This window comes from Pedobacter sp. 05L430 (assembly GCF_056397585.1).
Map to the genome: position 1 here is coordinate 1 of NZ_JBFTNT010000100.1, position 13,739 is coordinate 13,739.

At 39.4% G+C, this 13,739-nt stretch carries 9 protein-coding genes; 1 reads left to right on the plus strand and 8 read right to left on the minus strand.

What is annotated here, in order from left to right; genetic code table 11:
- On the minus strand, positions 1–1,286 hold a 1,286-nt coding region (locus AC1DG9_RS14485; protein ID WP_477634789.1), incomplete at its 3' end, for a phytoene desaturase family protein.
- Positions 1,276–2,172 carry a MerR family transcriptional regulator gene (locus AC1DG9_RS14490; RefSeq protein WP_337716322.1) on the minus strand — a complete coding sequence of 299 codons (897 nt, stop codon included), beginning with the start codon at positions 2,170–2,172 and terminating at the stop codon, positions 1,276–1,278. The genes AC1DG9_RS14490 and AC1DG9_RS14485, both read right to left, overlap by 11 nt.
- 119 nt (positions 2,173–2,291) lie before the next feature.
- Here AC1DG9_RS14490 and AC1DG9_RS14495 point away from each other — a divergent pair, with 119 nt between their 5' ends.
- Positions 2,292–5,069 (plus strand): family 78 glycoside hydrolase catalytic domain, encoded by a 2,778-nt coding sequence (locus AC1DG9_RS14495; RefSeq protein WP_288879414.1) that lies wholly within the window; start codon positions 2,292–2,294, stop codon positions 5,067–5,069.
- An 8-nt stretch (positions 5,070–5,077) separates the two neighbouring features.
- Here AC1DG9_RS14495 and AC1DG9_RS14500 read toward each other — a convergent pair whose 3' ends face one another.
- From AC1DG9_RS14500 to AC1DG9_RS14525, 6 genes are all read right to left on the minus strand, one after another.
- Positions 5,078–6,322 carry a DUF2264 domain-containing protein gene (locus AC1DG9_RS14500; RefSeq protein ID WP_288879415.1) on the minus strand — a complete coding sequence of 415 codons (1,245 nt, stop codon included), beginning with the start codon at positions 6,320–6,322 and terminating at the stop codon, positions 5,078–5,080.
- 39 nt (positions 6,323–6,361) lie between these two features.
- Positions 6,362–7,633, minus strand: coding sequence for a glycoside hydrolase family 99 protein (locus AC1DG9_RS14505; protein ID WP_288879416.1), 1,272 nt, complete (start codon positions 7,631–7,633; stop codon positions 6,362–6,364).
- Between the two features lie 5 nt (positions 7,634–7,638).
- Entirely contained in the window at positions 7,639–8,430 is a 792-nt protein-coding gene (locus AC1DG9_RS14510) for an NIPSNAP family protein (protein WP_337716325.1), read from the minus strand.
- Between the two features lie 89 nt (positions 8,431–8,519).
- A complete protein-coding gene (gene pncB / locus AC1DG9_RS14515; protein WP_288879418.1) occupies positions 8,520–9,704 on the minus strand; it encodes a nicotinate phosphoribosyltransferase in 1,185 nt (394 codons plus the stop codon).
- Positions 9,705–9,718: 14 nt separating this feature from the next.
- On the minus strand, positions 9,719–10,756 hold the full coding sequence (locus tag AC1DG9_RS14520) for an adenylate/guanylate cyclase domain-containing protein (RefSeq protein ID WP_288879419.1): 1,038 nt from the start codon (positions 10,754–10,756) through the stop codon (positions 9,719–9,721).
- A gap of 8 nt (positions 10,757–10,764) precedes the next feature.
- Positions 10,765–13,739, minus strand: a 2,975-nt coding sequence (locus AC1DG9_RS14525; protein WP_477634790.1) for a hybrid sensor histidine kinase/response regulator transcription factor, incomplete at its 5' end; no start/stop codon positions are given.

Below are 13,739 nucleotides of genomic sequence, written 5' to 3' on the forward strand. Positions count from 1 at the left end.
TCAGAAACACAATAACTTTTTTTGTAATCAAGATGCTTCCTTATGGGATTACCGGTATATTTTTCAAGACGGCCGAGGATCAATTCAAAGTATTTCTCCCTTAAAATTTCTCCATCTTCCAATCCGGGCGCAAGGGGCATCAGTATGAACAAATTTTCATGTCCCTCTGGCGCCAGTCCGGTTTCTGTTTTTGAAGGGCAACAAACATAAAAAAGAGGTTTTGAAGGCCATGCAGGTTGTTTATAGATTTCTAAAGCATGCTGTTTCAGGTCCTGATCAAAAAATAAAGTATGGTGCTTTAATTTATCTATCCGGCGATTTACACCTATATAAAATATCAGGCATGAGGGGGCTAGAACACGTTTATCCCAATATGCGTTACTGTAATTCCGGTATTGGTTACCAAGGAGCTTTTCTTCGATATGATGATAATCGGCTGCGGCAATAATACCGTCATACGGCTTTCTTTCATTTTTAAGACCTATTTCACTAACCAATCTGTTGTGAATAGTGAAATCGATTATTGGTTTATCGAAATAAAAATTAACACCCTGCCTTTCAGCCACAGTTTTCATCGCCTTTATAACACTGGAAAAACCTCCCTTAGGGTACCATGTCCCCAATTTTAGACCTGCATAGTTCATCAGGCTATACAGCGCCGGGGTATCCTGCGGCATTGCACCTAAAAAAAGTACGGGAAACTCCATCAAGGCAACCAGTTTAGGGTGCTTAAAAAACTTTTTTACATGTTTACTGAAGGAAGTAAACACCTGAAGCTTAAACACTCCTTTCATCAGGTCAACATCCGCAAATTCGGTTAAGGATAAACCTGGTTTATATACTAGTTTTTCCATTCCTACCTTGTATTTAAATTCTGCTTCTTTTAAAAACTGATCCAGCCTTAGGGCACTACCAGACTCAATTGACTCAAACAAATTCCTTATACCTTGGTAATCCGAAGGAACATCTAGCACCTCATTTTCGCTATAAACGATAGAAAAACCAGGGTCAAGGGCTTCGAGCTCATAAAAATCGCCGGATGTATAGCCAAAATCATTAAAAAACCGTTCAAATACATCGGGCATCCAATACCAGCTTGGCCCCATATCAAATAAATAACCATTCTCAGTAATCAACTGCCTGGCGCGCCCTCCTAACTGTTGGTTCTTTTCATAAACATCGACATGATATCCAGCCTTGCCCATATAAGCCGCGGCACTTAAACCTGCAAAGCCTGAGCCTATAACAGCAATTCTGGAAATATGACCATTCGGTTTAGCTGCCATGTTTTATAGTTTTAATTGTTTCCTCGAATGCTTCTATTGATTGAAGAGCGCTAACATTCCCCTTCAGCGCTAATTCAGGAATAAGCTTATTGTTTCCAGCGATATATATTTTGGTTTGTTGAAAGTGTTCGGCCAGCTGATTTAGGTACTGGTTTGCGTTAGCAACGGGTCTCGATCGTACCAAAAAAAGCAGCATATGATCAATCCTATTGTGAAGCATTGCATCTATAAGAGATTCAAACGGAACTCTTCCACCAAGAAAGATCACCTTTTGACCGTAACTTCTAAGCATATAATTCGCAAACAGCAAACCAATGTCATGGTCTTCATCCTCAGGTAAAAATAATAGCCAGGTAGATTTTGTTTTAGACTTTAATGGAATCTGATTAATAGCAGCAAATATTTTCTGCCTGATAATATTGGATAAAAAATGTTCCTGAGCCGGACAAATGTTGTCCCTGCGCCACATCAGTCCGAGTCTGACCAATAATGGATAGATAACATTCTTGTAAGCAAATGGTAAACCGAAATCGGCAATACATTTTGAGATTAACTCATCAAATTCCCTTTCGTTGTATGCAAGTCCAAACCCAAGCAACTGTGATATATAGAATTCGCAATTTGCATCTGGGGAAACAGTGCTGTCGATTTCCTTTTTTAACAAGTTGTCGATTTCCTGCTCGGAAAGTGCACATACCTGAGATATTTTTAAACCAGACTGGCTAAGACTCACGATGTTTAATAATTTACGAAGTTGATGATCATCATAAAACCGTGTATTTCCAGCCGAACGCATCGGGGTAAGTGCCTTGTATCTACGTTCCCATATTCTAATGGTATGGGTCTGTACACCAGAAAGTTGTTCGAGCTCAGATATAGAATACATTTTACGTTGTCTAAATAAATTTTAAATTATCTAGACAAACATACTAAAAGTTATGATAGTTTTAACACAGTTTATTTTATGATTTTGATATGAATAAAAGAACATGCATTTTTATTTATATGAAACCTAAACCATTAATTCTTCTTTTCTGCTTGATATTGTCCTTCTTCCCGTTTTTAACATCTGCCAGGGATGTTCTGCAGCCAAATTCATTAACCTGTGAATACGCGAGTAATCCGCTGGGTATTACATCCCAAACGCCTAAATTAAGCTGGTTCATCGCCTCATCACTCAGAAATACACAGCAAGCCGCATGGCAGGTACTCGTTGCAGATAACCTGACTGATTTGAGTAAAAATATTGGTAACATCTGGAATTCTAAAAAGATAAACTCCAATCAGTCCATACAGGTCCCTTACAAGGGAAGGCATTTACTGTCTGCAAAAACCTATTATTGGAAAGTTAAGATATGGGACAATCATGGAAATATATCGTCATGGAGCAAGACAGCGATGTGGCGAATGGGCTTATTGAACAGCGGCGACTGGCTTGGGGCAAAATGGATTGCTTATGAAGAATTACCCGCCGCTGAACGTATTGTACCGGCAATACACTTACGGGGTGATTTTGCTCCACAAAATGACATCCTCCCACTCTTTAGAAGAGATTTTTCAATAAAAAGAAAACTTAAAAACGCAACAGCATTTATCTCAGGATTGGGTCATTTCGATCTTAGCATTAATGGTTCAAAAGTAGGTGACCATATTTTGGATGCCGGGTGGACGCAATATGATAAACATGCTTTATATGTAACGTTTGACATAACAGATCAGCTCAAAAAAGGCGATAATACTATAGGTGTTATACTTGGTAATGGTTTTTATTTTATACCAAGAGATGATCGATACAGAAAACTAACGGGCGCTTATGGATTCCCAAAATTAATTTGCAGGGTTTTATTGGAGTATAGTGATGGCAGTACCGAAAATATTATCAGTGATGAGCAATGGAAAACTTCTCCATCACCAATAACCACTACCAGTATTTATGGTGGCGAGGATTACAATGCAACGCTTGAACAGAATAACTGGGATAAGCCAGGATTTGATGATTCGAAATGGAGAAAGGCCGTTATTGTAACTGGCTCTCCTGTTTTAAACTCGCAAACGGCAGAACCTGTAAGGCTATTTGAAACCTTTACTCCTGTTAAAATATCGAGCCCTAAGCCAGGCATATGGGTTTACGACATGGGTCAGAATGCTTCCGCAATCCCGGCAATAGAGACAAATGGCAAAAAGGGTGCGGTAGTACGGATTACTCCTGCAGAACTGTTAAATCCAGATGGAACTGTTAACCAATCTGCATCCGGTGTGCCGCATTATTACGATTATACTTTGAAAGGAGAAGGTAACGAGAAATGGCAGCCACGCTTTACTTACTATGGCTTTAGATATTTGCAGGTTGAAGGGGCCGTTCCTGAAAAAGAAGAAAACCCAAACAATTTACCTGTATTAACCTCTTTAAAAAGCCTACACCTTAGAAATGCTGCAGAAAATATTGGCAGTTTCAATTCATCAAATGAATTGTTTAACAAGACTTTTAAGTTAATAGACTGGGCAATTAAAAGTAATATGGTGAGCGTTTTTACCGATTGTCCGCACCGGGAAAAACTAGGCTGGTTGGAAGAGGCTCACCTTATGGGTGGATCGGTACAGTACAACTATAACGTAGCATCTCTGTGCAGAAAGATAATCAGAGATATGATGGCGGCACAAACAGCTGACGGATTGATTCCGGATATTGCACCTGAGTACACACATTTTGATGGTGGCTTCCGTGACTCTCCTGAATGGGGAAGCAGCGGGGTGATCTTACCCTGGTATGTTTACAAATGGTATGGCGATAAGGATGCGCTTGAAGAAAGCTATCCGATGATGCAGAAATACATTGCTTATCTGGGTACCAAAGCGACTAACCATATGCTTGATCATGGTTTGGGCGACTGGTTTGATATTGGGCCTAATTCGCCGGGTGAGGCGCAGCTTACTCCAAAGAAATTTACGGCTACCGCTATTTATTATTACGACATTGAAATTATTAGTAAAGTTGCCGCGCTGCTCGGTAAAACAGAAGATTCCAGGAAATATAGCGATTTGGCTTTAGCGGTTAAAAATGCCTTTAACACTACTTTCTTTAACAAAGAAACCAAACAATATTCAACCGGCAGTCAGACTGCCTATGCGATGGCAGCTTATATGAATTTAGTTGAACCTGAATATAAGGAAGCAATTATAGCTAATCTGGTGAAGGAGATTAAAGGAAGAAAAAACAGCCTTACTGCCGGCGATATTGGCTACCGCTATGTACTTAAGGTGTTGGACGATGCCGGTCGTTCGGATGTAATTTACGATATGAACAGCAAATCTGACGTACCAGGCTATGGCTGGCAGCTGGAACATGGTGCAACGGCGCTAACCGAATCTTGGCAGGCTTATGGTTTTGTATCTAACAATCATTTTATGCTGGGTCATTTGATGGAATGGTTGTACAGTGGCCTGGGTGGGATAAAAGCTTCTGCTGATGCAATAGCTTATAATAAACTGGAAATAAAACCTGAACAGGTTGGTAATATTACCCATGCAAGAGCCAGCTATAAAACCCCTTACGGAAACATTGTTTCTGATTGGAATAAAACTGAGAACAACTTTGAACTGAAGGTTGAGGTGCCTGTAAACTCCAAAGCCACAATCTATATACCTGCATCAGAAAATACAAAGATCTACGAAGGAGAAATGCTTATAAAAAACAATAAGGAAGTTGTATTTAAGGGCATTAAAAAGGGTTTCGCTTTACTAGAAATTGGTTCTGGTAATTATGTTTTTAAGGCTGCAGATTAGCTTTGACATTATCTAAGATCTACCCCATGGTCGTTTGGAAAATCTTCGCCACTCCAAATCTTTTGAGCACTCCATTTTTCTGGTAGATTTGCCCAGAAGGGATCTGTTGAAGGTAAGCCAAGCGGCAGGAATATACTGGTGCTCAAATAAGGACTTCCCTGATTGTTGTAAGTGTCTGCTATAGCCGGTTGCTGACCATAAACGCCAAGAGAAAGCCATCCATTTTTATAAGTGGATGGGCTTTCTAATGTTTTTTTAATTACAGCAGTAAGTGCACAACGTACCTGAGCAGCCGTTAGTTGCTTTGGCAGTGCTTTACGCCATGCCATATCGGCCAGGTGATGAAATGCTGCTCCACGATAAATGAGAGATCGACCGGTTGCGGGATAGGTTCCATCCGTATTAATCATCCTTTCCTGAATTACCGCAAAGCGTTCATTACGTTTCTTTATTTTTTCGGATAATGCGTTATACCCATTGGTCTTTTTATTGACAGTTTCAGTTATTGCTGCCAGATAAGGGTGAATTACAAAGCTATTATAGTAGTCGAATGCAAAGACGGGTCCATCAGAATAAAGCCCATCTCCAACATACCATTGTTCTAGCTGTTGCATGGCATAATCGACCCTCATTGGATCCCACTGGAACCCGTACTTACACAAAAATGCCTCGTTCATTGCCGAAAAAAGCAACCAGTTTGAAAAACCAGGTTTAAATTTCCTGGTGGTTTTTATAGAGCTCACCAGTCGGTCTTTTTCCTGTTTACCAAGATTTTCCCAAAGCCAGGGAGCCCTTATAAAAGCAAAAGACAAAAATGAGGCATCTACCAATTGCTGACCTGCCAAATCAAAGCGCATAAAGTCCTTTTTATTCGAATCTAGCGCATTAGCAAGTCCTTTCAACACCATATTACGGTACTGCTGGCGCAAATCCTTTTCCGCAGCATCACCATCCTCTAATTGCAACCAAGGCGCGATGCCACTCAAAACCCTGCCTAAAACTTCAAGATATTGCACTTGTATTCGTTGTGCCTTATTATCGGTGGTATTAGAGGTTACCTGTGGCATTTTTATCCTCAGACTATCGTTAGAGAGGTCGTATAGCACGGGTCTTACCATCTTATCCATTTGTTGCAGCCAAAAGGCCCTATCGCTGACCATCTGCTTTTTAACCTTTTTCTGAGCAAAACATACGCTAGTAGCCAGCAACAAAAAACACAATGTAAAACCTTTTCTGTTTAACGCAACCTTCATTTAATGATTTGATTAATTATCCATGGAAAATTAGGAAAATTATTTTTGCTTTGGCGGCAAAGGAACATCTTCTGTGAAAGGAACTTGTTTTCTAAGCATTTTACCGGCGTATCCTGAAAGATATAAGTAGTAATCAGAAGGAATATCTTCTTCAAATTTCACAAAAGTGCTTGCGCCAACGGGTGGGTTTTTAGATATTTTAAAAATAGCGGTTCCCTCGTCTACCTCATCAAACATGGCTACATAAAGCATCTCTGCGCCGTTTTTTACGGCCGTAGAGAGCTGTTTCCAAAAGAACTTGCCCCTGTTTCTTGGAATTTGGTTAGACGGCGATTTTGGATTCATATTGTGCCAGCTAAAGCCCGGAAAAACAACTCCAACATAATCGAGCTTATTTCGCTTACACCAGGCGATGTCTCCTTTTTGAACCTCTGCGTATTTATTATATGCAGTTTCATTGCCATATCTGCCAATGGTCCATGGATGAATGATATCTGCTTTTTTTATGATCTCATGAAGCAATGGGTTCTTTTCTGTATCGTTTCCAAATTCACGCCAGTAAGTGGGTACGCCTAACATTACTGAACAGCCGCCATAAACCGGATCATTCTTTAAAAAATCGACCATTTTAGCAACATCCTTTAGGGTATACTTCCGGTTATCTCCAAATCCAACTCCCCACAAAACCACAAGAGGTTTTCCGTTGTGGTATAAATAGGTTTGATTGTTTCCCTGGCTGGTTATTTTCATACTGTCGACCAGGTTTTTCCAATCGTTAATGAGCACCGGCACGTCAACTCTGTCTGTGGTACCCGACAGATCGTACATAACAGAGATTGCCCTTCCATATTTTTGTGAGGACTTTAGTGCATTTCCAAGCACTGTATTGAAATGATTGCGACCAGACTTTCCCTTGATCTCTGCTACAAAGCGCTGCATAAATACGCCGTCTAGTCCGTAATCTTTCATCCATTTAAAATGAATTTCGACAGTTGATGCATCGTGGGCGCTTGGCAGATAAGCTGCACTGCCATCAGCATGTACAAAAGATGTTTGATATACCTTTTTTAGCTCACTTGTTTCGGGCCATAAATCGACATTTGTACTTCCAGGTTCGAATTTTCCTTTAGATTGGTAGTGATACCAGCCTCGGCCAGCACCATCTTCGGCTGCGTTATGCCAGCCCTGATAGCCAGCCATAATTAAACCCTTATAGCTTTTAAACCGCGATGTTTTACTGTGTTTACTTTGTGCAAATACACTGTTTGCACAAAGTAACACAATCAGTAAAACTGTATGTTTTATATTCATAAAATTTAAAAATCAGAGTATTCAGTTGGAACGATGAATTGAGTATCGTTTCTTGAAACATTATTCTGATATTCAGGTAAAGCTGATACGCGTTTCCATTTCGGATCGGCACCAAAAACTTTCCAATGTTCGTCTCTCGATTTTTTATCACTGTAAGTGGTTAAATACATTAGGTTTGGCATACGGCTACCAGCTAATACTTCACCGTAGAATACGGCCTGGCTACCTATACGATCAAATATTTCAACTTCTTCATTGTTAAACATTTGAACTTTATTGACATGCTGCTTTTCGGAAGCACTTTCGTAGCTACGTAATTCATATATACGCTCGCTTTTGGCATTACTGAATACGGGTTTCTTTAATGTTGGCATTCCTGTAAATGCCTCTAAAATGATGTTTTCCTTTCTTACAAAAGCGGCATCATTGTAAGCTGCGTTTACATAATCAGCTCCCTTAATTGCCAGTTCTTTATCCTTTAAAAGCAATTGGGATACCTCGCTAAACTGTTTTAGTGATTGAAAAGCAAGAAATACATAGATCTTTTTATCGCTAGCCGTGTCTATATCCGCAGCTTTAAATACGCCTACTGTTTTAACACCTAGTCGGTGTGCAGCTGGCACATAAGCTTCTGAAAGGTATTTATCAACCCTTTCTTCCTGAGCTTTGCTTTTAAGGTGATATACCGTTATTTGATAAAATTGTTTTGGRGGGGCAGCGGCAATCGATTGCAATGTGCTGCCAATGATAAAGATAATAACGGCCATACAGCAGTTAAACAAAGTTTTTGATTTCATGTGTTTAGTTTATTTTAAGTACTAAAACTAGATAATTTCCTGCGACTTAAAGAAATAACAACAAATTCGTTGCGTAAAACTGTTCTTTTCTAATCTATCTCCAGAATGGTTTTAGCCAGATTGATCATGCGTTCGGTTCCTGTGTACTTTCCATGTTCGTCAGAAAGCTTTACAACCTCAGTCCACTCTCCATCCTTTGGCTGTGCCTCAGTCATTTTAATCACAATATTCATTGCTGTAGGCCCGGCATCGTTGGTAAGGTTTGTACCTATTCCAAATGACATTCCGATTTTATCACGGCAATGATCAGCAATGCGTGCGACTTTTTCATAGTTCAATCCATCAGAAAAAATTATGGTTTTGGTTCTGGGATCGATACCCATGCTGTTGTAATGCGAAATTACTTTATCGGCAAAAAGCAGTGCATCACCGCTATCGTGCCTAACGCCATCGAACAGCTTCGAAAACATTTTATCGAACTGTTTAAAGAACACTTCGGTAGTATAAGTATCAGATAATGCAATGCCCAAATCGCCACGATAAACGGCTACCCAATGCTCCAATCCTGTTGCATTGGCCATTTTAAAGCCATAACGTGCGGCATGAAACATAAACCATTCATGGGCATGGGTTCCAATAGGTTTTGTTTTGTGGATCATGGCCATATGTACATTGCTGGTGCCTATAAACGAACCATCTCCGTATTGGCTAAGTGCCTGGAGTACCAATCTATGGACCTGATAAGAGTACCGACGACGGGTACCAAATTCTGCTACTGTAACGCCTAAACGACGGTAGTTTTCGATCTTTTCTTTAGTATGGTTAATTACCTCGTCGTTAGAGATTCTTTGGGAATCATTAAGGACATAGAAGAGCTCACAAATGAGCGACATTAATGGTACTTCCCATAAAATGGTTCGGTACCACAGGCCTTCTACATGTACCTCAAGCTGATCTCCGTTTTGTGCAATGTGTACTTCTTCAGGATTGTAACGGTATCCTTCCAGAAAATCAAGATATACAGGATCAAGATACGGGCAATTTACCTGCAAAAAGTGTTTTTCTTCTCTGCTTATTTGTAATGTGGCCATTTCATTTACTGCCTCTCTTAATGCTTTTGCAAAACCATCAGGAAATGAATGTTTGCCCCGATTTATAAATGCATACCGTGCTTTTGCAGAAGGAAATAAACGGGTTACCCCCTGCTGCATGGTAATTTTATAAAAGTCGTTATCTAATATTGATGATAGTATTGGCAACGCATGTAATGACATATTAAGAGATATTTTTATGAACAAATAATTGGTTTAACAGAGCTTAATAACATTTCGTGCTCTTTGCCTTTTAATTTTATTGACCCAAGGGTCTCTACTATATAACTGCTGGTTAACTGAAGCTTATTTATGAGTTCTGAAGATGCAATTACCTCCTCGTCATACTGTTTACACATTCCCTGTATCCTGGAAGTTGTATTTAATACATCACCAGAATAGGTTATATCCCGCTTAATTATTCCTACTTCGCCTGCAACAACTTTACCGCAGTGGATTCCGGCTTTAAAGGTAGGCACCACACCGTAACGCTTCAGGTATTTATTTTTTATATTGTTAATGTAGGTCTTAATATCGAAAAAACACCGTACACACATGCTGTTTTCAATCCCGTCCTCATACTTCCAGGCCACAATAACTTCGTCGCCTGCATACTGGTATATCTCTCCCTTGTTGTCCAGTATGGGGTTGGTAATATCTGTAAAGAAGTCCTTAAGAAATTCATGGTACTTTTGATCACCCAATTGTTCGGCTATTGTTGTGGATGAATTGATATCGAGAAACATAAAAATGCGCTGTTCCTCTCTAGGAGTATTGTATTTTCCGCGTACAATGTTCCAGAACGTGCCATGGCCAAATTTGCTATTGATTTGCAGAAGCAATTGGGTAACAGCCACTACTATACCCCAGGCAAGACCATTTTTAAAAAGCCGGTGCGTATCCTGAACAGAAAAAATACGGAACAAGACGTTGATGAACAAAATAATAAGTACAAAAGATATCATTACCGCAAGTACGGTATAGCCGTAAGACTTGTCCTGGTACTTTACGTTTACAAAGAATACGAGCAAACTTCCGCCTAAAAGAGCGCCGACCAGCGCAGCAAACATGTTTCTAATAACCGATGAAAGAAAAGTATAGTCGGAAGATGGCCCCAATGAATTATTGGTATATAATATCATATGATCGTAAACGGCCATTATAAAGCCAATAATGAGCCATGCAATTATAATTATTCCAAGCTGCCTTAACTTATATTGTGTTCTGCGGTTCATGCTCTAATTTATTCATTTTTCCTGATGAAATTATTAGCATACTCTGACGGTGTTACCCCAAACTGCTTTGTAAATGCCCTACCTAATTGAGATTGAGAGGTAAAACCCGTTAAATCAGCTATTTGCTGGATTTTATAATTTGTTTCTACAAGTAGTTCTGCCGCTTTTTTAAGTCGTGTGATATTGATGAGCTCGTTTGGCGACAGGTTAGAGATGGACTTTATTTTGCGATAAAACGTGGCCCGACTCATGTTTAATGTTTCGGCAAGCTTATCTACATCCAGATCACGGTTTGCAATGTTTTTAAGGATAAAATCGTTCAGTTTCTCTAAAAGAATCTCATCAGGCTTAGTATGKGCAATGCTTTTTATATGAATTAAAGGCGACCTTACGAAGTAGTCTTTTAACTGATTTCTGTTGAATAACAGGTTTTGAATTTGCACTTGTAAATGCTGTGGTGAGAAGGGTTTCTCTATATATGCGTCGGCGCCTATTTCCAAGCCTTCTATCTTTGATTGAAATGCACTTTTTGCTGTAAGCAAAATAAGGGGAATATGGCTATAATCAAGATTGGTTTTTATCTGCCTGCAGAGTTCATAGCCATCCATAACCGGCATCATTACATCGCTAACGATCAGTTGCACAGAGTGCTCTTTTATCATGTCAAGCGCTATCTGACCATTAGCCGCAGTAATGCAATTGTACGTAGAGCTGAGTTCTTTAGCAATGAACTGGAGAATATCAGCATTATCATCAACCAGCAAAATCAGTGGTTTAGCTTCTTGAATTGTATTTTCAATTTCCGGGCTTACTTCCTGATAAACCGGGACGGTAATAATTTCCTGTTGAACTGACTTTTCTTCAATGGGTTCGTTAGTTGGGTAATAGGGCAATTTTACTTCAAACACATTCATTTCATTTTCATCGGCATGAAATGTTAAAGTGCCACCATGTAACCTGGATAAAGAGCGTGCAAGTGCCAAGCCTATACCTGTACCGATTTGATTGGATGTTTCCTTTAACCTGACAAAAGAATCAAAGATTCTTTCCCTCATTTCTTCCGGGATTAAAAAACCATCATTTTTAACCACTATAGCGTACTGGTTAGAGTCAGGATCAGTACTAAGCAGCAATATATCTACTCTTTTATCGGAATACTTAATGGCATTGCTTAGTAAATTGCTTAAAATTTTATTAAGTGCTTCGGCATCTGCTTTGCTATAAAACTCTGTGTGTGGTAAATTGAGTTGAAAGTGGATCTGCTTTTCTTCAGCTGCATTTTTGAACCTTAGGTAATGCTCTCTTAAGATTTCGCTGATGTTGCTTTTCATGAGGTTAAGGCTATATTCCTTAGACTCTATCTTTCTGAAATCGAGCAGTTGGTTAGTTAGATGTAATAGCCTGTCTGCATTTTTTTCCATCGTAAGCAGATAGTTAAGCACCTCTGGAACCGGGGCATATTTTTTTATGACTGTTTCTAATGGTCCTTTTATTAAGGTAAGTGGTGTTCTTATCTCATGTGTGATTTGCGTAAAGAATTCAATTTTAGCCTCATAAATTTCCCTTTCTTTTTGGTTCTCCAGCTGCTCTATCCGCCTCTTGTTTCTAAATTTAATTTTATTGGTGGTGTACACCACCAAAGCATAAACTGCAGCAATAAATAACAATAGATAAAACAAATAAGCCCAACCACTTAACCAGAATGGAGGAGATATTTCTATGATCAGTTCCCTTGGGGTTTCATTCCATACGCCACTGCTGTTAGCACCCTTAACAAGAAAGGTATATTTACCCGGGCTAAGCTTAGTATAGAACACCCTTCTGTTCTTTTTTAGATAGGTAAAATCTTTATCAACCCCTTCTAGCTTATATGCATATTCTGCAGTTTCATGATCGGTATACGCAAGTGCTGCAAAATCAATACTAAAGGTAGACTGATCATAATTAAGGTTGATTTGATCTGTATAGGATATTGATTTTTTAAGCGGAGAGCCTTCTGCATTGATCAACAATTCCTGATTAAATACCTGGAAGCCTGTAATGTAAACCTGAGGTACAATAGTGTTCTGTTTGAATTGTGAAGGGTTAAAGCTTACCAAACCATTTACACTACCAAAATAGATCTGGCCGCTGGCATCCTGAAATGACGAGTTATAATTGAACTGATCGCTCAACAATCCGTTGGCTGTGGTGTATACCCTTATTTTCTTTGTTTTGGGATTATAGCAGATTAGTCCTTTAGAGGAACTGATCCATAAATTACCTACCTTATCCTCTTCTGTTTTATAGAAAACATCGCTTGGGAAGCCATCCTTAGTGCCGTATCGTTTAAATGTTTTATCTACAGGATTGAATTGGTTTAAACCATTTTCCGTGGTCACCCACAGTGTTTTATCAGCAGAGATGAATACCCCGTTTACAAAGTTATCACTTAAGCTGTTTTCGTTTTGCGCAACATTTCTATAAAAACCATGTTTATTCGTTTTAGGGTTAAAATACAAAAGGCCACCGCTTATTGTTGCTGTCCAGATCGTGCCATCAGCATCTTCTGTAATCGCTGTATAATGGAAATTTTGCGGAACCTCTTTAATTAGGGTAAAATCCCGTGTGGTTTTATTATAACGATGCAACCCATCGGCAGTACCAACCAGAATATTTCCGGAACGGGTTTGATAAAAGCAATCAACAAAGTTACTTTTAAGCGCATTTGGGGCATCTCCTTTGTCGTAATGCCTGATTACTTTGCCCGATTTTATATCTAATATGTCCAAGCCCTGTTCGTAGGTCCCTATCCATAATTCGTCGCCGATGGCTTTTAAACCATGGATATTCGTATGAGCAATACTGGTTTTAGATCCATCAGGAATAAAGGCTGTGAAATCTCCATTGGGCGAAATCTTGTTTACTCCGGCATCTTCTGTACCCACCCATAAGTTCCCGAATTTATCGTTACAGATCTCGCGTATGGCACTTCCACTAAGTG